Source organism: Mesorhizobium sp. M0618, assembly GCF_040320765.1.
GTDB lineage: Bacteria > Pseudomonadota > Alphaproteobacteria > Rhizobiales > Rhizobiaceae > Mesorhizobium.
Genome location: NZ_JAMYQH010000003.1, coordinates 155,101 through 173,953 on the forward strand (window position 1 = coordinate 155,101; position 18,853 = coordinate 173,953).

Annotated in this window: 25 protein-coding genes and 1 tRNA gene; 7 read left to right on the top strand and 19 right to left on the bottom strand. The window is 60.6% G+C overall.

The features are described from left to right. Positions 1 to 4: 4 nt before the first annotated feature. From NKJ04_RS04760 to NKJ04_RS04790, 7 genes are all read right to left on the bottom strand, one after another. The gene (locus NKJ04_RS04760) at positions 5 to 238 is read right to left on the bottom strand and encodes a DUF6434 domain-containing protein (protein WP_023810478.1); all 234 of its coding nucleotides are present in this window, start codon (positions 236 to 238) and stop codon (positions 5 to 7) included. 73 nt (positions 239 to 311) lie between these two features. Beyond that, positions 312 to 1,295, bottom strand: coding sequence for a class II fructose-bisphosphatase (gene glpX / locus NKJ04_RS04765; protein WP_023810477.1), 984 nt, complete (start codon positions 1,293 to 1,295; stop codon positions 312 to 314). Positions 1,296 to 1,497: 202 nt separating this feature from the next. Continuing rightward, a complete protein-coding gene (locus tag NKJ04_RS04770) occupies positions 1,498 to 1,665 on the bottom strand; it encodes a Thivi_2564 family membrane protein (RefSeq protein ID WP_023810476.1) in 168 nt (55 codons plus the stop codon). 71 nt (positions 1,666 to 1,736) lie between these two features. Then, the gene (locus NKJ04_RS04775; RefSeq protein WP_023810475.1) at positions 1,737 to 2,093 is read right to left on the bottom strand and encodes a hypothetical protein; all 357 of its coding nucleotides are present in this window, start codon (positions 2,091 to 2,093) and stop codon (positions 1,737 to 1,739) included. Positions 2,094 to 2,225: 132 nt separating this feature from the next. After that, positions 2,226 to 3,539: a homoserine dehydrogenase gene (locus NKJ04_RS04780; RefSeq protein WP_023810474.1), complete on the bottom strand. Its 1,314-nt coding sequence runs from the start codon at positions 3,537 to 3,539 to the stop codon at positions 2,226 to 2,228. 47 nt (positions 3,540 to 3,586) lie between these two features. Beyond that, on the bottom strand, positions 3,587 to 4,804 hold the full coding sequence (locus NKJ04_RS04785) for an LL-diaminopimelate aminotransferase (RefSeq protein ID WP_023810473.1): 1,218 nt from the start codon (positions 4,802 to 4,804) through the stop codon (positions 3,587 to 3,589). A 44-nt stretch (positions 4,805 to 4,848) separates the two neighbouring features. Then, the gene (locus NKJ04_RS04790; protein ID WP_023810472.1) at positions 4,849 to 5,241 is read right to left on the bottom strand and encodes a hypothetical protein; all 393 of its coding nucleotides are present in this window, start codon (positions 5,239 to 5,241) and stop codon (positions 4,849 to 4,851) included. A gap of 97 nt (positions 5,242 to 5,338) precedes the next feature. On the opposite strand from NKJ04_RS04790, the gene phaC reads away from it, so the two are divergent. The 4 genes from phaC to NKJ04_RS04810 all read left to right on the top strand — a co-directional run bounded on the left by phaC (position 5,339) and on the right by NKJ04_RS04810 (position 9,533). Further along, positions 5,339 to 7,174: a class I poly(R)-hydroxyalkanoic acid synthase gene (gene phaC, locus NKJ04_RS04795; protein WP_023810471.1), complete on the top strand. Its 1,836-nt coding sequence runs from the start codon at positions 5,339 to 5,341 to the stop codon at positions 7,172 to 7,174. A gap of 216 nt (positions 7,175 to 7,390) precedes the next feature. Further along, positions 7,391 to 8,638 (top strand): YcbK family protein, encoded by a 1,248-nt coding sequence (locus NKJ04_RS04800; protein WP_023810470.1) that lies wholly within the window; start codon positions 7,391 to 7,393, stop codon positions 8,636 to 8,638. A gap of 241 nt (positions 8,639 to 8,879) precedes the next feature. After that, positions 8,880 to 8,954: transfer RNA gene (locus NKJ04_RS04805), tRNA-Glu, on the top strand. 336 nt (positions 8,955 to 9,290) lie between these two features. Continuing rightward, positions 9,291 to 9,533: a DUF6894 family protein gene (locus NKJ04_RS04810; RefSeq protein ID WP_023810468.1), complete on the top strand. Its 243-nt coding sequence runs from the start codon at positions 9,291 to 9,293 to the stop codon at positions 9,531 to 9,533. 155 nt (positions 9,534 to 9,688) lie between these two features. Here the strand turns inward: NKJ04_RS04810 and NKJ04_RS04815 are convergent, their stop codons facing one another. Beyond that, entirely contained in the window at positions 9,689 to 9,922 is a 234-nt protein-coding gene (locus NKJ04_RS04815; RefSeq protein ID WP_031212982.1) for a hypothetical protein, read from the bottom strand. A 769-nt stretch (positions 9,923 to 10,691) separates the two neighbouring features. On the opposite strand from NKJ04_RS04815, the gene NKJ04_RS04820 reads away from it, so the two are divergent. Both NKJ04_RS04820 and NKJ04_RS04825 read left to right on the top strand, forming a co-directional pair. Beyond that, the gene (locus NKJ04_RS04820; RefSeq protein WP_155930570.1) at positions 10,692 to 10,910 is read left to right on the top strand and encodes a hypothetical protein; all 219 of its coding nucleotides are present in this window, start codon (positions 10,692 to 10,694) and stop codon (positions 10,908 to 10,910) included. 38 nt (positions 10,911 to 10,948) lie between these two features. After that, entirely contained in the window at positions 10,949 to 11,248 is a 300-nt protein-coding gene (locus NKJ04_RS04825; RefSeq protein ID WP_245273186.1) for a hypothetical protein, read from the top strand. Positions 11,249 to 11,740: 492 nt separating this feature from the next. Here the strand turns inward: NKJ04_RS04825 and NKJ04_RS04830 are convergent, their stop codons facing one another. The 4 genes from NKJ04_RS04830 to NKJ04_RS04845 all read right to left on the bottom strand — a co-directional run bounded on the left by NKJ04_RS04830 (position 11,741) and on the right by NKJ04_RS04845 (position 14,250). Next, positions 11,741 to 12,568: a class I SAM-dependent methyltransferase gene (locus NKJ04_RS04830; protein ID WP_164892885.1), complete on the bottom strand. Its 828-nt coding sequence runs from the start codon at positions 12,566 to 12,568 to the stop codon at positions 11,741 to 11,743. 272 nt (positions 12,569 to 12,840) lie between these two features. After that, positions 12,841 to 13,140 (bottom strand): hypothetical protein, encoded by a 300-nt coding sequence (locus tag NKJ04_RS04835; protein WP_127297149.1) that lies wholly within the window; start codon positions 13,138 to 13,140, stop codon positions 12,841 to 12,843. Between the two features lie 451 nt (positions 13,141 to 13,591). Beyond that, positions 13,592 to 13,894: a DUF1330 domain-containing protein gene (locus NKJ04_RS04840; RefSeq protein ID WP_352673728.1), complete on the bottom strand. Its 303-nt coding sequence runs from the start codon at positions 13,892 to 13,894 to the stop codon at positions 13,592 to 13,594. Positions 13,895 to 14,007: 113 nt separating this feature from the next. Then, complete coding sequence (locus tag NKJ04_RS04845) at positions 14,008 to 14,250, bottom strand: hypothetical protein (RefSeq protein WP_352555229.1); 243 nt, start codon at positions 14,248 to 14,250, stop codon at positions 14,008 to 14,010. A gap of 165 nt (positions 14,251 to 14,415) precedes the next feature. Here NKJ04_RS04845 and NKJ04_RS04850 point away from each other — a divergent pair, with 165 nt between their 5' ends. After that, positions 14,416 to 14,607 (top strand): hypothetical protein, encoded by a 192-nt coding sequence (locus tag NKJ04_RS04850; protein ID WP_352555231.1) that lies wholly within the window; start codon positions 14,416 to 14,418, stop codon positions 14,605 to 14,607. Between the two features lie 36 nt (positions 14,608 to 14,643). On the opposite strand, the gene NKJ04_RS04855 is transcribed toward NKJ04_RS04850, so the two are convergent. From NKJ04_RS04855 to NKJ04_RS04885, 7 genes are all read right to left on the bottom strand, one after another. Then, positions 14,644 to 15,051, bottom strand: a complete 408-nt coding sequence (locus NKJ04_RS04855) for a TadE/TadG family type IV pilus assembly protein (RefSeq protein WP_023810463.1) — start codon at positions 15,049 to 15,051, stop codon at positions 14,644 to 14,646. Next, on the bottom strand, positions 15,041 to 15,481 hold the full coding sequence (locus NKJ04_RS04860) for a TadE/TadG family type IV pilus assembly protein (RefSeq protein ID WP_352673730.1): 441 nt from the start codon (positions 15,479 to 15,481) through the stop codon (positions 15,041 to 15,043). The genes NKJ04_RS04855 and NKJ04_RS04860 overlap by 11 nt, the downstream gene beginning before the upstream one ends. 5 nt (positions 15,482 to 15,486) lie before the next feature. Continuing rightward, the gene (locus NKJ04_RS04865; protein ID WP_502895804.1) at positions 15,487 to 16,680 is read right to left on the bottom strand and encodes a pilus assembly protein TadG-related protein; all 1,194 of its coding nucleotides are present in this window, start codon (positions 16,678 to 16,680) and stop codon (positions 15,487 to 15,489) included. Positions 16,681 to 17,007: 327 nt separating this feature from the next. Next, on the bottom strand, positions 17,008 to 17,412 hold the full coding sequence (locus tag NKJ04_RS04870; protein ID WP_245486113.1) for a DUF6074 family protein: 405 nt from the start codon (positions 17,410 to 17,412) through the stop codon (positions 17,008 to 17,010). Between the two features lie 70 nt (positions 17,413 to 17,482). Next, positions 17,483 to 17,779, bottom strand: a complete 297-nt coding sequence (locus NKJ04_RS04875; RefSeq protein WP_128303352.1) for a DUF982 domain-containing protein — start codon at positions 17,777 to 17,779, stop codon at positions 17,483 to 17,485. 159 nt (positions 17,780 to 17,938) lie between these two features. Further along, positions 17,939 to 18,178, bottom strand: a complete 240-nt coding sequence (locus NKJ04_RS04880; RefSeq protein ID WP_023810458.1) for a hypothetical protein — start codon at positions 18,176 to 18,178, stop codon at positions 17,939 to 17,941. Between the two features lie 112 nt (positions 18,179 to 18,290). Then, positions 18,291 to 18,713 (bottom strand): hypothetical protein, encoded by a 423-nt coding sequence (locus tag NKJ04_RS04885; RefSeq protein WP_023810457.1) that lies wholly within the window; start codon positions 18,711 to 18,713, stop codon positions 18,291 to 18,293. Between the last annotated feature and the right edge of the window lie 140 nt (positions 18,714 to 18,853).

Consider the following 18,853-nt stretch of genomic DNA (forward strand, 5'->3'; position numbering starts at 1 on the left):
TAGGTCAAGAAAACTGCGCTTTCCGCTTTTCAGCCTGTCGCCTAAGCCATTCGTCGGCCGCATCGCCCATCGTCTTTTCCACACCGTCCTTGAGCCAGGCCATGAAAGGCCGGTCGAACATGAATGCGTTGCCGCATTCCCGGATGAGAAAGCGACGCACATTCTGGGTGTTGCGATAGGACTTTGTGATGGCGGTGGCACGCGAAATCGGATCCGCATGCCAGTCGAACGGTTTCATCGTCAAATCCCTGCAGCCATCATCGGATGCGCCCGAATGGCTAACAATTGCAAGGCGGCTTCGCAAGCGAGCGTCAGAACTTATCCAGATCCTGATGGCGGGCCTTGATCTCGCGCACCGTCCGCGACGACGAGCGCAGCACGATCGTGTGGGTGGTGATGTAATTGTGGCCGAACTTGACGCCAGCCAGCATGTTGCCGTCGGTGACACCGGTGGCCGCGAACAACACATCGCCGCGCGCCATGTCCTCCGTCCGATAGACCCGTTTCGGATTGGAAATACCCATCTTTGCCGCGCGAGCAACCTTTTCCGCCGTGTCGAGGATCAGTCTGCCCTGCATCTGGCCGCCGGTGCAGCGCAGCGCGGCAGCGGCCAGCACGCCCTCGGGTGCTCCGCCAGTGCCCAGATAAATATCGATGCCGGTTTCTTCCGGGTCCGTGGTGTGGATGACGCCGGCGACATCGCCATCGCCGATCAGCCGGATCGCGGCCCCCGTGGCGCGCACGGCATCGATCAGCTTGGCATGGCGCGGCCGGTCGAGAATGCAGGTGGTGATTTCCGATACAGCGACGCCCTTGGCCCGAGCGAGGCTGGCGATGTTCTCAGCCGCCGAGGCGTCGATGTCGATGACGCCGTCCGCATAGCCCGGACCGATGGCGATCTTGTCCATGTAGACGTCCGGCGCGAACAGCAGGCTGCCCTTTTCGGCGATCGCGATGACCGCGAGTGCATTGGGCAGGTTCTTGGCGCAAATCGTCGTGCCTTCGAGCGGATCGAGCGCGATATCGACGGCCGGACCTTTGCCAGTGCCGACTTCCTCGCCGATGTAGAGCATCGGCGCCTCATCCCGTTCGCCTTCGCCGATCACCACCGTGCCCTTGATGGAAAGCCGGTTGAGCTCCTGGCGCATGGCATCCACGGCTACCTGGTCGGCCGCCTTTTCGTCGCCGCGCCCGCGCAGCCTGGCGGCCGCGACGGCGGCTCGTTCGGTGACGCGCACCAGTTCCATGGTGAGTATCCGGTCAAGGCCGGCGACGATGTTCTGGGCCACATTCATCTGGTGATTTCCTCGTTGGCAATGCGGCCCCCGCCGGAGGCGGGCCTGTTTTGTCAAACGAGCATGACAACGGCAAGACCTGCGGAAGATTTTATCGAATAGTCAGCAATATCAATCGATTAAACCGCATTTTTGAAACAAGGCCAGCCGGCCGCAATGAACCGGGCCGGCCTTGAAAAGCGAAAGTTAGACCTCTTTGGCGCTAGAAAACCGCAAGATATTTGAGCAGCGAAATGATGCCGATTATGAGGACGATAACCTGCACGATCTGCCTCATCCGGCCGTCGAGCGGCAGGCGCTGAACAAGATAGAGAACGAGGATGATGACGAGGAATGTGATCAGGATGCTAATCAAGGCGGATGAAGCCACAGTGCCCTCCTTAAAAATGATGTGCTGAAACAAGGAAACGAGCCGGCAAACCCGGCCCTATCGCGCCGTGGTCAATACCAGCGGCGCGACGTATCGTTCGTCGACTGACCTATGGCGAAACCGGCCATAAAGCCGAGCAAACCGATCACGCCGACCAGGGCAGTCGTCGTACCGGGGTTTTCGCGCGCTACTTCCGAGACGGACTGAGCCTGGCTGCGCAGTTGTTGCGCCGTACGCGAAGCGCGGCTCGCGGCCGTGTCGTACAACTCGGACGCCTGTTCGCTGGCGTCATCGAGCATTTCCGCGCCCCGCGCCGAAATGCTCTTGTTGATCTTGGTGATCTCCTTGCGCAAATCGGCAATCTGCTTTTCCAGCGTCTTCTGGATGTCGTCGATATTAGGGGTGTCGGACTTGTTGGCATCGGCCATGAAGCGGTTCCTCTGGTTGCTGACCAAGAGAACGGCGACGACACCAATTCGTTCCCGTGTGGCGGCTGTCCCCACCAGACCGGACCTCAATGCCTGCGGGATTCCTGTCCCGCAGGGCCTATCGGGCAAAAGCTACCCTGCCCGCTCGATGCGGATGACCTGCGGCTTGTCGGTCAGATGGCCATCCTTGGTGATGCCGTCGACGGCCTTGCGCACAGCGGCCTCGGTCGTCTCGTGGGTGACGAGGATCACCGTTTTTTGTGCCGCCGCTTCGCCGTTGACCGCGTGCTGGACGATCGATTCCAGCGAAATATCGCTGTCGGCCATGCGCTTGGCTATTGCCGCGAACACACCGATGCGGTCATGCACGGTCAGCCGGATGAAGTAGCCGCCGGCATGGCTGCGCATCTGCGCCTTCTTGTAGGGTTTCAGCTCCTTCGCCGGCCGTCCGAAGACCGGACCATGCTGGAATCCTGGCCGGCTCTTGGCGATGTCGGCGATGTCGCCGATGACGGCCGAGGCGGTGGCGTTGCCGCCGGCACCGGGGCCTGATAGCAGCAGTTCGCCCAGAATGTCGGTCTCGATCGCCACCGCATTGGTGACGCCATGCACCTGCGCGATGACCGATGCGGTCGGCACCATCGTCGGATGCACGCGCTGCTCGATGCCGCTCTCGGTGCGCTGGGCGACACCCAGCAACTTGATCCGGTAGCCAAGATCGGCGGCCGCGCGGATGTCGGCCTGGGTGATGTTGGAGATGCCCTCCATGTAGATGTCATTGGCGGCGATCCTGGTGCCAAAGGCAAGGCTGGTCAGGATCGACAGCTTGTGCGCGGTGTCGTGGCCCTCGATGTCGAAGGTCGGATCGGCTTCGGCATAGCCCAGCCGCTGCGCGTCCTTCAGGCAAGCATCAAACGAGATGCCCTCGGCCTCCATGCGCGTCAGGATGTAGTTGCAGGTGCCGTTGAGGATGCCGAACACGCGGGTGACCGAATTGCCGGCCATCGCCTCGCGCATGGTCTTGATGACGGGAATGCCGCCCGCCACTGCCGCCTCGTAGTTGAGCAGCACGCCCTTCTTCTCGGCGATTTCGGCCAGCGCAACGCCATGCTTGGCCAGCAGCGCCTTGTTGGCAGTGACGACATGACGGCCGGCTTCGAGTGCCGCTTTCACCGATGAGCGCGACGGACCCTCGTCGCCGCCGATCAGTTCGACGAACACGTCGATTTCGGCGGTCTGCGCCATCTTGACCGGATCGTCGAACCACTCTGCCGAGCTGAGATCGACGCCGCGATCGCGCTTCGGGTCACGCGCCGAGATGGCGGTGACGATGACGTCGCGGCCGCACTGGCGGGTCAGTTCCACCGCCTTGTCGCGCAGCACGCGCGCCACCGACGCGCCAACGGTGCCGAGGCCGGCAATTCCAACACGCAATGCTTCAGCCATATCCGGCGACGTCCCTCAAAATTCGATCGAAATCGTCTGCGGCAAGCTTACCGATGAGCGGAGAGCGGCACGACATTGTTGGGCTGCTTGGCGCTGGTCGACAAGAAGCGCTTGATGTTGCGCGCCGCCTGCCGGATCCTGTGCTCGTTCTCGACCAGAGCGACGCGCACGAATTCGTCGCCATGCTCGCCGAAGCCAACACCCGGCGCCACGGCCACGTCGGCATGTTCGATGAGCAGCTTGGAGAATTCGAGCGAGCCGAGATGTCGGAACGGCTCCGGGATTGGCGCCCAGGCGAACATCGATGCCGCCGGTGCCGGAATGGTCCAGCCAGCGCGGCCGAAGGCATCGACCATCACGTCGCGGCGCTTGTGATAGATATCGCGCACCTCGGCGATGTCGGCGCCGTCGCCGTTGAGCGCGTGTGCCGCCGCCACCTGGATCGGCGTGAAGGCGCCGTAATCGAGGTAGGATTTCACCCGCGTCAGCGCCGAGATCAGCCGCTCGTTGCCGACGGCAAAGCCCATCCGCCAACCGGGCATGGAGAAGGTCTTCGACATGGAGGTGAATTCGACGCAAACGTCGATCGCGCCAGGCACCTGCAGCACCGAAGGCGGCGGATTGCCGTCGAAATAGATCTCCGAATAGGCAAGGTCGGACAGGATGATGATGTCGTTCTTCTTGGCGAAGGCGACCACATCCTTGTAGAAATCGAGCGAGGCGACCAGCGCCGTCGGGTTCGACGGATAGTTGAGGATCAGCGCCAGCGGCTTCGGGATCGAATGTTTGACCCCGCGCTCGAGCGCCGGGATGAAGCCGTCGTCCGGCTCCACCTGCAGCGAGCGGATGACGCCACCCGACATGATGAAGCCGAAGGCATGGATCGGATAGGTCGGGTTCGGGCACAGGATCACGTCGCCGGGCGCCGTGATCGCCTGCGCCATGTTGGCGAAGCCTTCCTTGGAGCCAAGCGTGGCCACCACTTGCGTGTCGGGGTTGAGCTTCACGCCGAAGCGCCTGCCATAGTAGGCGGCCTGGGCGCGACGCAGGCCCGGAATGCCACGCGACGAGGAATAGCGATGCGTGCGCGGGTCGCGCACGACCTCGCACAATTTGTCGACGATAGCCTTGGGCGTCGGCAGGTCCGGATTGCCCATGCCGAGGTCGATGATGTCGGCGCCACGCGATCGGGCGCTGGCCTTCAGCCGGTTGACCTGCTCGAACACGTAAGGCGGAAGCCGGCGAACCTTGTGAAATTCTTCCATGGCAGTTCCAGACAGCGAAGGGGTGTTGGGCGCGCGCTATATACTTATTTGCAGGTAGGGTCGAGGGTGGGGTCGCATTTGGCTTCGATCTGCCTCAGCGTTTCGTCGCCATGCTTCTTGGCCAGATCCGTCAGCGCCGCCTGGTTGGCGACCTTCGGGCCGCCGCCCTTTGCCGCCTGCGCATTCTCATCCGCCTTCAATTGCGCGAGCTTGGCGTTCTTCTCGGCTTCGGTGAACTGCGACGCCGCCACTTGCGGCTTGATGTTCAGGTTCGGAAAGGTGCCGGTATCCTTCGGCCCCGCACCCGCAGCGACAGGCGTCGGGCCATTCGTGTTGGTGCTCGAGCACCCGGCAATCCCGATGAGGACGATCGCCACGCCGATGCGGCAAAAACGTCCGGCACCGAAAAAAACAGTCTCGCCAATATTAATCGTCATATTGTTTCCCTGGCAGCCGAGGTAGAGCGAGATTGGCCCGGTCGGATGTCCCATGTTAATATGTCAAGAAAAGGCCTCGGGAGGAACCCCGCCAACCATGTCCAAAACACCCGATTCGGGCAAAGCGGAAGATGACGAGCCTTCGACCGTCGAGCAATATCTGGTGAAGGACCCGGAACGCTTCGCCCTGAACATGGCGCGCATGATCGAGCAGGCCGGCAAGGCAGCTTCCGCCTGGGCTGAGCCGCGCGAAAAAGGCGACGTGCGCGACCATGTCGCCGAGCCCGTTGTCGATATGGTGAAGACCTTTTCCAAGCTCAGCGAATACTGGCTTGCCGATCCGCAGCGCGCGCTGGAAGCGCAGACGCGGTTGTTCTCCGGCTATATGACGGTCTGGGCCAACGCCATTCAGCGCACCAGCAACGCCGCGCAAGACACCGAGGACGCGGTCAAGCCGGAGCGCGGGGACAAGCGCTTCCTCGACCCGGAATGGGGCCGCAATGCCTTCTTCGATTTCCTCAAGCAGGCCTATCTCGTCACCTCGCGCTGGGCGGCCGATCTGGTCGAGCACGCCGAAGGTCTGGACGAGCACACCCGCCACAAGGCCGGCTTTTACGTCAAGCAGGTGTCCAACGCCATCTCGCCGTCGAATTTCATCCTGACCAATCCGGAACTGTTCCGTGAAACCGTCGCCTCGAACGGCGAAAACCTGGTGCGCGGCATGAAGATGCTGGCCGAGGACATCGCCGCCGGCAAGGGCGACCTGAAGCTGCGGCAGGCCGACTACTCCCCCTTCGAGATCGGCAGGAACATCGCCACCACTCCCGGCAAGGTGGTCGGCCGCAGCGACGTCGCCGAAATCATCCAGTACGACCCGGCCACCGAGACGGTGCTCAAGCGGCCCCTGCTGATCTGCCCGCCATGGATCAACAAATTCTACATCCTCGATCTGAACCCGCAGAAATCCTTCATTCGCTGGGCGGTTGAACAGGGCCACACCGTGTTCGTCATCTCCTGGATCAATCCGGACGAGCGCCACGGCACCAAGAGCTGGGAAGCCTATATCCGCGAGGGTCTGCAATATGGCCTCGACACGGTCGAGAAGGCCACCGGCGAACGCGACGTCAACGCGATCGGCTATTGCGTCGGCGGCACGCTTTTGGCGGCGGCACTGGCGCTGATGGCGCAAGAGGGCGACGACCGCATAAAATCGGCTACGTTCTTCACCACGCAGGTCGACTTCACCCATGCCGGCGACCTGAAAGTGTTCGTCGACGAAGAACAGGTCGCCGCTGTGGAAAAGTCGATGAGCGAAAAAGGCTATCTCGACGGCACCAAGATGGCGACCGCCTTCAACATGCTGCGCTCAGGCGACCTGATCTGGCCCTATGTCGTCAACAACTACATGCGCGGCAAGGATCCCCTGCCCTTCGACCTGCTCTACTGGAATGCAGATTCCACCCGCATGGCGGCGGCCAATCACTCTTTCTACCTGCGCAACTGCTATCTCGAGAACAACCTTTCGCAAGGCACGATGGAACTGGCGGGCCATACGGTCTCGCTCGGCGACATCACCATCCCGGTCTACAACCTCGCCTCCAAGGAAGATCACATCGCGCCGGCGCTTTCGGTGTTCCTCGGCTCGAAATATTTCGGCGGCACAGTCGAGTATGTGATGGCCGGATCGGGCCATATCGCCGGTGTCGTCAATCCGCCGGCATCCAACAAATACCAGTATTGGACCGGGGGTATGCCGACGGGCGACTTTAGCCAGTGGATAGCCAATGCCACCGACCATCCAGGATCCTGGTGGCCGCACTGGCAAGACTGGATAGAGGCCAAGGACAACACGCGCGTGCCTGCCCGCAAACCGGGCAAGCATATGAAAACCTTGGGTGATGCTCCCGGCACCTATGTGAAAGTACGTGTGTAACGGACTGTAATGTGTGGTGAGTTGACGGACCGCCAAAAGCGGGCGAAATGGTGTCGTCAACCATCAAGCGGCCGTAATTCGGCAATCACCGCAAAAATACTTTCAGGCTTGCGGATTTGACACAGGTCTCGTTTCCGGATCGGAGACAAAGGTCACCCTGGCATCGACGCATGCGTGTGGCGCCAAGGATATACCGACCGGACATCGAGGGGGAATTTGACTTTGAAATCAGCAGGATGGAGCCTCGCAAAGGGAGAACGCCGCGCCATTGTGGCAGCGCTCTGCTCCTTGCTTCTGGCCTCCTGCACTTCGGCTGGCGACCCGACAATGTCGGTCGGAATGCCCGGTTACAATGCCACCGCATCGGACATAAACGCGGCCTCCAGCGGCAAGGCGATCGCCTCCGATTCGTCTGATATCACGACCGAGCAGACGACGGTGATGACGGCAAGCGATACGGCGCTGCCTGAAAAAGTCGCCTACGTGCCTATGTCCAAACCGGGAGCTGCCTTTCCGCTGACCACGCCGGCGGGCGCCGAAACCATCGTTGGAAACACGCCGCAATCGCTGACGCAGCAGGCACAGACCGCGCGCCAAACCGACGCGGTCGCCCAGCAGATTGCCGCGGTCGACGGCGACGTGGCGGCGCCGAAGCCCGCTGCCGTTCCGGCCATGAACAACCCGGTCTATGTGACAGCTGGCGAGATGCCGCAGGCCGAAGCACCAAAGAAGAAAGGCTTCCTCGCCTCGATGTTTGGCGCAACGCCAGCCTCGGCGACACCAGCCCCCATCATCAGCAACGCCCGGACGGGCGAGCAGCCCCCGGCGCAGGCAAAAGCGGCGCCAGCAGCGGCAAAGCCGATCATCACGCTTGCCTCGGCCAGTTCCACGGCCAAGCCGGTGCAGCTGGCTTCGCTCGGCGGCGATACCGGCCACGTCACTGGCAGCGATGCCCTGCCCGGCGTGCGCCAAACGGCCCTGTTCGAGATCAAGCGCAAGTCCGGCCTCGATGACGAAAGCGACGTCGACCTCAACGAGGATGAGGGGCCAATCGGCGGCTCCTATCAGGTTGCGTCAGCCGCCGGCATGGCCCGGTTGGCGCCCAACGGGCTGCTCAAGCAGAACGAGAGCGTCGACGTGGCCTGCCTGAAGCCGTCGCTGGTGCGTGTGCTGAAGACGATCGAAGGCCACTACGGCCGCAAGATGACGGTGACGTCAGGCTATCGCGACCCGGCCCGCAACCGGCGCGCCAACGGCGCCAAAAATTCGCTGCACATGTATTGCGCCGCCGCCGACATCCAGGTGCCCGGCGTTTCGAAATGGGAACTGGCGAGCTACATCAGAAGCATGCCCGGCCGCGGCGGCGTCGGCACCTACTGCCACACAGAATCGGTTCACGTCGACGTCGGCCCCGAGCGCGACTGGAACTGGCGCTGCCGCCGGCGCAGCGGCGGTGACGGCTAGCGCGGATCTGAGATCGGCTGGCGGCCAAGATCGTTCCGTTGGGCATCCCGAATATCGGATTGGCCGAAGCCTTCCCAACTTCATCATTCCGGAGCAGAGCGATGCGGCGTCCCCGCTAATCGTCAAGCTCGCCAACTTCGGGAAATCGTTGATTTGGCAGGCCCGGAAAAAAGTTGTCCAAGGTGGCACCTGACGGGTTGCCGGTTGCGCACAACGCCAGTATAAGCCGCTTCGTCTGAGCGCGCCCATCGTCTAGCGGTTAGGACACCGCCCTTTCACGGCGGTAACAGGGGTTCGATTCCCCTTGGGCGTACCAGATCTTTCAACGACTTAGCCGAATCTGTACCCCATTCGTCACATAAGCGTCGAATAAGCGCAGCGAATTTCAGCGGACGTTCGCGCACAAACCGAATCAACGTGACTGAGAAAAGCCCGCCACCGTGAGGTAGCGGGCCAAACGCGACAGTTCAGGCTGCGCCGCCTTCCGAAGCGTTGACCGCCTCTTCCAATACTTCTTCCGGTAGGAACGACCAGAGCAGCGCGTCAATGTCCTCATGCTTGGTCCGCGAATATGTCGGGTGCGAGCAGATCGAAGTTGGCTTGGTGGACTGGATAACCAGCAAGTAGTTTCGGGGTTAGGAATTAAGGCCATATGGCCCGCTTCTTCTTTGATCTAACGGACGATGGCGAAGTGTTTCCCGACCCTGAAGGCACCGAGCTTAAAAGCCGGAAAGCCGCTGAAGATGAGGCAGCAACAGCGTTACTCGAAATAGCCAAAGACCAGATGCCGGAAACTTTCAGGAAAGTTGCCATCCGTGTCCGCGACCACACCAGCAAGCCGCTATTCACCGTGAAGGTCACGTTCGAGTGGGTGCGTGAGCTGCCCGATGGATGAGGACATCGCCTTAGAGCTATTCATTATGGCGGCGCACCGACGCCAGCGACATGCGGTCGCTGAGGCAGACAACATGCTTTCGGCCATCGCGGAGACGCGCCGCACAATCGCAGAGTCGCGCAAGCTGCTAGAAGGACTAACCGACACGTCAGGCCTTAAGTGGGTAGCACCGGCCCAGTAGTGTTCCACCGGATGAACTCGACTTCCCTTCCGGTCACATCCCGCACGGCTTTCAAAAGCACCTCATGTAAGACGCGTGTCTGTCTGTAGTGGTCGCAGAGCGGCGATATGAACGGCTTGACGATGCTCAGGTGCAGCGCTTCCGCTGCCACCAGAAAGCGCTCGATTTCAACCTGTGATAACTGCTTGGAAGGTTTCGATCGGGCCATTTGTGCGAACTCCGTTTGAGGGGATCGCCGCAACGGAAGGATTATATTCCTCATCGCCATCGGGCTGGCAAGCGACCGTAGTCGGCCCGATCAAGCAGCCGAGCATCGAGCGCGAGCATCAGCGGCTAAAGCGACCTAGCACCCGGATCGACCTTTCTTGATTTGTGAAGCCTTGGCTTCGGCAGCAAGGCGTTGTTCTCGAAGTCGGGCAGTTTTTGTATCTCGCGCCTCTCTCTCGGCCGCGTTAGCAATCTTTGCCTCACGGTCTGCGCGCTCCAACCGGTCTTTGTCGACGCTCCGCTGGGACAGTTTGGCCTCCTGCAGAAGAACCTTCAATTTACAGTTTGCTAAAATGTTCCCATCAATTTTGTCGCCCTGAGGGAGCAGTGACGGCCTTCCGATGTTCTGCTCCGCCAGGGGAACCGAGCGCGATCCAAACCTCCTTTTCGGAGCGTGTTCCAGTGGGTCCGCCCCCACTGGCGGGCAGAGGCGGACCCGGCCGGGGCTTGGAGCCTCGGCCCGGCAGCGGGGGACGCTGCCGCCATTTCCAACCCGCCTCGACATATCAGGTTCCGCTAATACATAAAAAAGCCCCCACAGTTCGGCAGCGGGCCAAACCTTGGATGGAAATCAGATCACCAGCAGGGTTCGAACATTGGCCAATTCACCGGTCCTGTCCCGTGCCACTGAATGACGAAGCATCCTTATGGGCCGGAACTTTGATGCAATAGCGAAGTTCGAGAGGAGATATTTTCGCAGCAGGCACGCAATGAACGGGATCGTAAACGACATCCTGGCCGAGGTGGCAGAGATACTTCCGTCGCTATCACCGGACGAAAAAGATTTGCTGCCGAAACTGCCAGTCGACGCGCCCAATTTTCCCAACGACCTGGAACCGGTGATTCGAGCGGAGACGCCACCCCCGGAGCAGAAAGCAGAAACCGCAGACCGTCACTGCGACGGGAAGCCGCCTCAAGGCGAAGCCTGATGTCGGACGACGGGCGGAACCGAGTTCGGGAAGGCGCGTTGCTCACCAGCGCCACGTCACGAAAGGCCGGAGCAATGGCGGACAATCTATCTCGCAGGCAAGAACAGCGTGGCACGCGAAGACTCATGGCGTGGGGCGTGGCGGTTATCGCCGTCCTTTTTCTAGGCCTGATAGCATTCTTTGTACTCACGCCTTTATCGAACGGCTCTTGGCAGACGGCACCGTTCAAGCGTGCTCCTGAGCAAAACCAGGGCGGTAATGCGCCAGCGGACACGTCACCCAGCCCAGGCGTGAAAAAAGACCCTCAGGAAAATACTGAAATGCCCGAGCAGCAGTAGTGGGGTTGGGAACAAATCCGCACCGGTCTGGAAAACTTTTTTCGGGCTGCCGGGCGATTTTAACAAAGAACCCGCCCGCCGACCTTTCCCGCGCGGACCTTCTGGTAATGCTCCTACGAGCGGCCCTGATGCTCCGAAACGTAACCCAGCGCTTGACCCGAGGGTCCAAGAGCCCCTGTCGGGCGTGGCGGAAGAAATGGGGCTCAGGAGGGCGGACCATCCGAACGATAGTGGGCGATTGGCTGTCGCTAATGCGTATCTGCCGGTTCCGCATGCATTGGACGAGGACAGCACTGTGGAAGGAAACGCATGATCAACGCACCATGAGCGCGAGTGACCCTGAGATTGACTGTCAGGAGGCGATGGGCCGGCTTTCAGGTCATCGTGGGCTGAATGCTGGAGGGCCGATATCCCGCACGAGCGCCGCCCGTGACATCAAGCGGCGGCTCGGCGAGGAAAGCGACGTAGAAGGCATAGGCATGATCATGGTGCTTACATTCGTCGCGACCAGGCACCCACCTCATATCGGCCGACCACCACGCTTGCGCTTGCATAAACCTCTGCGCGAATTCGATCTTGAAGCGTCTCGGGACCGAGTTCTGAAGCTGTGATAACGCCCATCTGCTCCATGACCGGAGCCATGATCGCTGCGAGATCGGAGATCAGATCAATGCCGCTCAGACTGTCTGATCCACCTCCGGCTAGAGCACTTACCGCCATGCTAGGGGCCGGCAGCCCGGCTTTGAGGAAGGTCGAATGGAGTTGCAGGCCCATGTTTGGGTTGGTCCCTACCCGACGAAATGTCTCAACGATACATCGAAAGCAGTTGTCGTAGGTCGGGACGGAGGGAAATGAGGCAGCGCCGGTCCAATCGACTTCGTGGAATACTATCACGCCGCCGGGAGCAAGATGCCGCGCAACGCCCCTCAACATTTCGACGGGATCGGGCGAGAACATTAATACGTATCGGCCCACGATAGCGTCGAACGATACATCGAAAGTGAAGGTGGCAGGATCACATTGGTGGAAGATTACATTCTCCAAACCACGTTGCGCGGCTCTCGCCCGAGCAGCGTCAAGAGCCTCCGCCGACCTGTCAGAGCCGATGACAAGACCTGTGGGTCCGACAACATCAGCCGCGAGAAAGGCGACATCCCCGGCGCCGCTCCCCACGTCAAGGACATGCATTCCCGCTCGGAGACCAGCTCGCCGCAGGTAATTCCGTGTCATCGGGTCAACCAATGTCGCCTGCGTCGCAAGCCTTTTCAGTTCTCTTTCCGAATGCCCCAGTTCGTATTCGTGCTGACGTTCGCTTGTCATACTGGTGTCCCCCCGGATGAAAAAGCACAACAAGTTAGAGCTCGAATGCAGGCCCTTGGCGCACTCTAAAGCCGAGCGGCTCATCTGCACTTTAGAGATGTCTAACATAAATGGCGGCTGAAAGGGTGTCTAGGCGCATCCTCATTGGACCTCCCAGAAGTCCTTCAGCGAGGCGAACCCGCCTTGGCGGCCTAGCACGACAGGCTTTTCGAAAGCGGCTACATCCTGAGAATCGACCGCTATGCATCAACCTGGGACAGTCCAAAGGCAGGTCAGCAGCCTTCCGTGGTCTTTTTCATCTGACCAGGAGCAGCCGAGTTAGCATCGGTGTCCTGTTGACCTGGGGCGGCCTGCTTGGCGCTGCCAGTTTGTTGACCCGGAGCGCAGTCCTTGGCGGAGTTCGAGTTCGTTCCACTCGTGGTGGTCGAATCCGTGCCCTGATCGGTCGTAGTGCTCGGCATGGTCTTGGTTGTCGAGGTCGACGATCCGCCTGTGGTCGTGTCGGTCGATTGCGCAAATGCGAGGCCAGTTGACAGTGCCATAATGGCTGAAGCGAAAAGAACCTGTTTCATGATCAACTCCATTTCGGAATGTCCCTTTGGTACCGAACTTCGCTGCGGCACGACGGTTCCAAGAAAAATGGGCAATCCAGAGGTCCGCACCTGGGATTGCCCTATGGCCCGCCACTGGGAAGCTCTCTGCCGTTATCTTCAACGAAGACCTGTCTTCCGCGATCACACCATAGGCTAACGCGGTCACACGGGTCATAATCCTGCTACAAAGTGGTCGATTCCTCAGGGATGTAGCCGCTCCAAGAGCCCGCCGCAGGTCGCCCCCGTGGCGGGCTTTTCAATTGCACGGTCGAGTTGGGTTCTCGGCACTGCGATGATGAGAAAGCCCCGCAGTGGTGGTAAGCCCGTATTTATTGCCTGGTTTCCCGGCTTTAAACAGCTGACTTCGCGGTGTGCGGATTCGGGCAAAAGCCGGATTCTGCCTGATGAAGGCGAAGGCGAGCCACCACGGTCAAAGAGTGGGTGTTGCAACCCCCTCAAGCGCAATTATCCTGGTATTGGCGCAACGCTTCCGGATTTCAATAAGGCCGGCGTATTCCGGCGAATTGTACCAGCCCATCAATGACGTCATGTCGGGGAACTCGATAATAACCAAACGGTGTGGCTCCCAATCACCCTCCAAAACCTTGGTCGCACCGCCACGACCTAGATATCTCCCACCATAACGCTCCTCGGTGGCCGGCACATCCCGCCGGTATTCCTCGAACACGGCAGCGTCCTTTATGTCTACATCCGCGATCAAATAGGCGGCCATTTGCGCATCCTTCTTCTCAACGGCGCCCGACCCTTGCGTTCCACTCCCAGGGGGCGGCGCCATCGGTCAAGACGACTCTCTTCAGCGCTTCAACCGGCATTCGCCATGCGAAGTCAAAAGCCTGTTACAATCCACGGGTTGGAGTCGTACCCGAGGCGCGGCTCTGCCTTTGCGCCGCTATCTTCCGGTTTGGCGGTTCCGGTGAAACCGCAGTCCAGATTTGGAACGGGCTTCTTGGCTGACGGGTTGGTGGAACACAAGGCGGCGGCGTCACTGACCGCCACCTTCTTTTCCTTGGCAACAGCGACACCAGCCGTAGCGAAAACGACAGCCACGCAAAATACAGCCACTCTCATTTGAACCCCCATATTGCACCCGACAGATGGTCGGACATGACCTAGCGTCACCTTAATATTAGCACTACGAAATATATTATCTAGCCCCGTGCCATCAAAAGCAGGCTGAGTGCCAAGCTTGCATCGTGACCGCCAAAACCGGTGCCGATCTGGACACCAGCCGGCATGAGTCGCATTCTGCTCGTGGAGAAGGATGTGGATCGACAAAAAACAGGGGCTGATCAGGCCAAACGCTGGCGGGACCGGGCCCTGCGCAGTCGCCGCAGGCGTCTGTCACACAACATTGTGTCGTGGGCGCTGATCCTCATGGCGATAACCATTCTCGGTGGTCTGATCGCGCTCAAGGCGTACAAGTAAGCAGAGCCCCAGCGCGCGAGGCTATCAGGCCACAGCCTAGCCGCTGCCAAGCAGCGGCACGGTAACGGTTGTCGCGTAGTTGATCGGGAAGGAACTGAAGTAGGGGAAGTCGATGACGAAGGCATAGGCCGCGGTCAGATGCGCCATGCGGAAGCCGCCGCTCACGGGGTCGATGGCGATCGTGACGTTCACGTCTTTAAACCCCAAGGCCTGCAATTTCTGCGTGGCGATCGATTGAATGTCGGCCTGGGTCAGCGTGTTCTTAAGCTGCAGCGAGCGCGCTGACGTCTCCAGCGTATAGCGAACACTGGAGACCGAGTGCATCGACCAGCCAAAAGCGAAGATCCCGAACAGCAGCATGACGAGGAAGGGGGCGATCAGCGCGAACTCCAGCCCGGCCCCGCCCGATCGATCCTGCCGGAACGCGCTTACCCTAGCGGACACGGATCATCTCCTGGTGACCGATTACAGTGGAAGTGGCAAATGGGCCGAAGGCAATTGGCGGCACCCAGGTGGCCGATGCCTGGATCTGGACATAGACCGACGGCACCTTCGGCCCACTGCACAAGGTGGCAGCGTCGACCACGGCCGTCACGCACATGTAAATCCGGCTTAGCGTGACCTGGCCGTCCTCCGGCCGATTCTCCCAGCTCGCAATGGCAACAGCCTTGGTCGCCGCATCATTGGTCGATCCGCTCATGACCAGGTTCGAGGCGGTCTTCACGCCGGCGCGCATCGAGAGCGAACTCGTTACGTAAGACCAGCCGTCCAGAATACCGAGCAGCACCAGGCACAGGATGGGCAGCACCATTGCGAATTCGACCGCCGCAACGCCCGCTTGATCGCTCAGGATCGGCACCGATCGGCGTTCCACGGAGGCTACTCTACCAGCGCCACGGACTGCGCCGCCGGAATGTCGCGCATCCCGAGGCTCTTGCAATCCTGGTTGACGGTCGCGCTGCCGGACCATTGAATTGTGTTGGCGACCACCTGGGTGCAGCCGCTGTTGCCCGAGAAGTTGCCGAGATAATTGACCTGTTGCTTAGGAAAATAGAGCGCGCCGGTCAAAAGCGAGTCCGCCGTGCCGTTGAAGGTGCTCTGGGCCGCGGTCCCCGTCCTGTCGCCATAAAACAGCACCCCGGAATAGGTGCCTGAAGTCGGCGCGCTGAGCTTCACGGAGGCGTTGCCGTTCATGCTGACGGTGTTGCTGCCTTGCATGAAGATGGTAACCCCGGTGCCCAAAATGACCGCACCCGCGTTGATCTTCAAATTGCCCTGCACGACATAGACGCCGGGAGACAGCGTGATGGTGCCGTTAAGGTTCATGCCACCGCAATAGGTCCCGGGCTGGATTGTCTGCGTCGTCTTGTTGCCGTTAATATTCTTGCACGGGTTGCTGGCCGCAGGCGTTGGCAGGTCGGCAAATGGATCGGCGGCAGGCAGTGCCTGGGTGATCGGGGCCTCGCAGACGGTGGTGACGGGATTGCTGAGGGAGACGCCGCCCGCCGATATCAGGCAATCCACCTGGAGGGCCGCCGAGCCCTGAAGCTTGATGGCGTCCGGGGCGTTCGAATTGGACATGATGACGCAGTGTGTGACCTTCACGCTGGTATTGCCGGAAAACAGTACAGCCTGTGGGGCGACCGGATCGAGCGCTTCCATGCAGGCCTTCGAGCCATCGATGATAAGTGCGACCGCCCTCGCCTGCTCGGGAACCGGGGTCTGCGTGAAGATCAAGGTGAACATCCGGTCGAGGTTTTGGCGGACTATGACCTCGACCGCTTTCTTCGCCGTGTTCGGTCCGGACGCCGGCGGCGTATTGACGACGATGGTGCCCGAGCCCAACCCGTTCGTCGCGGCCGACTGGGTCGCGGCCGCGACGATTGTCGGCTTGTTGGAACCCGAGATCTGTTCGAGCGCACCGGCATAGGCGGCGGCATCGGCCGTCGCCTGCAATTTCAGGCTGTTGTAGTACCAATAGGAGGTCTCGACACCGAAGCCTGCGCCGCCGACAACGACCGGCAAGGTCAGAGCAAAAATGGTGGCGACGTTAGCGCCCGTGCTCCGGCGCATGGCGTCCATTACAAGCCGAACACGGGTGAAGCTACTCAAGGCCATGGTTTAAATTAGAAAGCACGCATAGATGAACGAATGGCTAAAAAGTTCGTTGCATTTTTGAGCAGTGGTCCATTGGCTTCAAAAAAGAAGTGTTTCGCTGGCTGACCAACGCGCAAGCGCATCGATGTCTCAGAGTGGGCCACCCCTCAAGGCCGGCGGGAAATTGCCGGATTCGCAGCCGAGACCGCGCGAACAACGACCGGGTCTCCGAAAAACACACCGGAGTAAGTGTATTTACAAATTACTGATGCATGTGTGGAGGATGGAGGTTCAGGATTTGCTTCAAGCGGAAAGAATTGGCATCGACTCCGAGGCCGTATCAGCCAACATCTCTCGCTGCACGGCCAGGAAAAACCTGCGCACTTCATCGCCGGCTGCTGTTCTGTCCCTGCCGGATCCGACCACAAGATCGAGCAACTCCGACGCCTTGGCTCTCCAGAACGAGGTGGCGGTCTCGCCATGCAGGTTGCCGAGCTTGGCGGCAACCTCTCTAACCAAGAATACCTGACGGTCGATCGGGAATGCACGGACTTTTTCTGGGGACATCTTCCAAACCATGAGACTGACGCAACGAATCACCATCGCCAACAAGCAATGGCGTAGCCGGGAAGGTGGAAACGGAAGCTTAACGGCGCTGACGTAGGTGCTGCGGTCGTCGGGGACGAAAGGGCGCAGCCCTACGCTCACGACATCGCCGCGTGCGTTCAAACGCGATCGTTGACGTAGGAATCGGGGCAGGCGAAACGGGCGACGGCCCTCAGGCCTGGAGCGCCCTCGCCTCACCGCCGCGCTTGCGCGGCGTCATCATGTCCCTGGCCATCAGTCCACTGGCGCGGCAAAACGCCATGAACGCCCGGCAGGCATCCTCGGTCTTGACCACCTCCACCGTGGCGCCAAAGCAGGCGTTGAACGCTTTCTGATAGATCGGGCCCTGACGGCGCGCAGGCCAGTCCTGGAGAAAATCGAGCGCCTGTTCGACGCCATAGATCTCCTCGACTGGCAGACCGGATCCAGGCGCTATGCGCACCGGCACCTCGAATTGCAGTCTATCCATTTCCTGTCTCCCGAACGGCGTCGCCGAGGCAACGCCGTTCGTCGTCAAAAGTTGCTTTGACCGGCTTTTGGCTCAGAAATGTGTCGTCACTTGGGTCGCGGGCCGCCACATCGCGCCAAAGAAATCGCGCATCCGAGATCTGTCCTGGGTGCCATATGCTCACTGGTTCGCCGAATCCGTCTCCGCGTCGAAGGCCATGCGAATGGCGGTGATCAGTACAAATACCGTCGGCACGGCGAAGATGCCGCCGAGAACAAGGGCCGCCATCGCCGACAGGCCGAGCGTCTCGGCAACCGCCCAATAGACGGTTCCGATGCAGATGAGCGCCTGGACGGAGAGGAACATGGCAGCCGAGGCCGCGCGCGACAGGGTTTTGAAAGTCTTGATGCGTTGTTGCATTGAAATAATCCGGAAATGACGCGCCGCGCGACCGCTGCGCGGCCGACAGCCGCCGCACGATCACGACGCAACAGGAATAACGAATGAGGTAAAGGGTACGGTCCTGGACCGCTCAGGCCGTGATGGTCGGCGGTGCGCGCGGCTGATTGGTGCTCGCCCCGGGAACCGGAGCGGCCCCATATCCCGAAACCATCGCTCTTTGCGATGTCCGTTCGGCCCAAAGAAAAACAGCGTCGGGGACCGGAAGCGCGGGATGGCCGCCGGCGAACTTGACCAGGAGCGGACGGCCGGCACGAACTTCCAGCGCTTGCGCCTTGCCGGTGACACGCAGCAGCGCCGCCACCTCGCCCGACCGCTCGACACCGACACTGGCACCGCTTGGCGCAGACCCCGCAAAGCCTGACGCCGCCGGCAGGCCGAAGCACAGCATCGCCAGCAGCACCATGCCCATCAGGCATGAGCACGCTGCCGTCAGCGGCGCTTCAGGCCATCCGGTTTGCCTGGCCGCCGCGAAGGGACGCGATCTCGAAAACATCACCCGCCCTAACGCACCATGGCCAGAAAGGGAAGCAAACCGGGCAAAAACCGGCAAGACATCGCCCACGCGAGGCAAATATCCGGAAGCGCGCGGCCGCATCAGACAGTTCTTCCTTGAACCTTTTGCCCTCAAGTGCC

Coding starts and splice junctions, on each gene's coding strand:
- NKJ04_RS04780 (WP_023810474.1), bottom strand. CDS start 3,539: ATGGCTGAAGCATTGCGTGTTGGAATTGCCGGCCTCGGCACCGTTGGC.
- glpX (WP_023810477.1), bottom strand. CDS start 1,295: ATGAATGTGGCCCAGAACATCGTCGCCGGCCTTGACCGGATACTCACC.
- NKJ04_RS04760 (WP_023810478.1), bottom strand. CDS start 238: ATGAAACCGTTCGACTGGCATGCGGATCCGATTTCGCGTGCCACCGCC.
- NKJ04_RS04775 (WP_023810475.1), bottom strand. CDS start 2,093: ATGGCCGATGCCAACAAGTCCGACACCCCTAATATCGACGACATCCAG.
- NKJ04_RS04840 (WP_352673728.1), bottom strand. CDS start 13,894: ATGGCCGCCTATTTGATCGCGGATGTAGACATAAAGGACGCTGCCGTG.
- NKJ04_RS04880 (WP_023810458.1), bottom strand. CDS start 18,178: ATGCAACAACGCATCAAGACTTTCAAAACCCTGTCGCGCGCGGCCTCG.
- NKJ04_RS04810 (WP_023810468.1), top strand. CDS start 9,291: ATGGCCCGCTTCTTCTTTGATCTAACGGACGATGGCGAAGTGTTTCCC.
- NKJ04_RS04820 (WP_155930570.1), top strand. CDS start 10,692: ATGAACGGGATCGTAAACGACATCCTGGCCGAGGTGGCAGAGATACTT.
- NKJ04_RS04790 (WP_023810472.1), bottom strand. CDS start 5,241: ATGACGATTAATATTGGCGAGACTGTTTTTTTCGGTGCCGGACGTTTT.
- NKJ04_RS04850 (WP_352555231.1), top strand. CDS start 14,416: ATGAGTCGCATTCTGCTCGTGGAGAAGGATGTGGATCGACAAAAAACA.
- NKJ04_RS04845 (WP_352555229.1), bottom strand. CDS start 14,250: ATGAGAGTGGCTGTATTTTGCGTGGCTGTCGTTTTCGCTACGGCTGGT.
- NKJ04_RS04830 (WP_164892885.1), bottom strand. CDS start 12,568: ATGACAAGCGAACGTCAGCACGAATACGAACTGGGGCATTCGGAAAGA.
- NKJ04_RS04885 (WP_023810457.1), bottom strand. CDS start 18,713: ATGTTTTCGAGATCGCGTCCCTTCGCGGCGGCCAGGCAAACCGGATGG.
- NKJ04_RS04815 (WP_031212982.1), bottom strand. CDS start 9,922: ATGGCCCGATCGAAACCTTCCAAGCAGTTATCACAGGTTGAAATCGAG.
- NKJ04_RS04835 (WP_127297149.1), bottom strand. CDS start 13,140: ATGAAACAGGTTCTTTTCGCTTCAGCCATTATGGCACTGTCAACTGGC.
- NKJ04_RS04865 (WP_502895804.1), bottom strand. CDS start 16,680: ATGCGCCGGAGCACGGGCGCTAACGTCGCCACCATTTTTGCTCTGACC.
- NKJ04_RS04875 (WP_128303352.1), bottom strand. CDS start 17,779: ATGGATAGACTGCAATTCGAGGTGCCGGTGCGCATAGCGCCTGGATCC.
- phaC (WP_023810471.1), top strand. CDS start 5,339: ATGTCCAAAACACCCGATTCGGGCAAAGCGGAAGATGACGAGCCTTCG.
- NKJ04_RS04785 (WP_023810473.1), bottom strand. CDS start 4,804: ATGGAAGAATTTCACAAGGTTCGCCGGCTTCCGCCTTACGTGTTCGAG.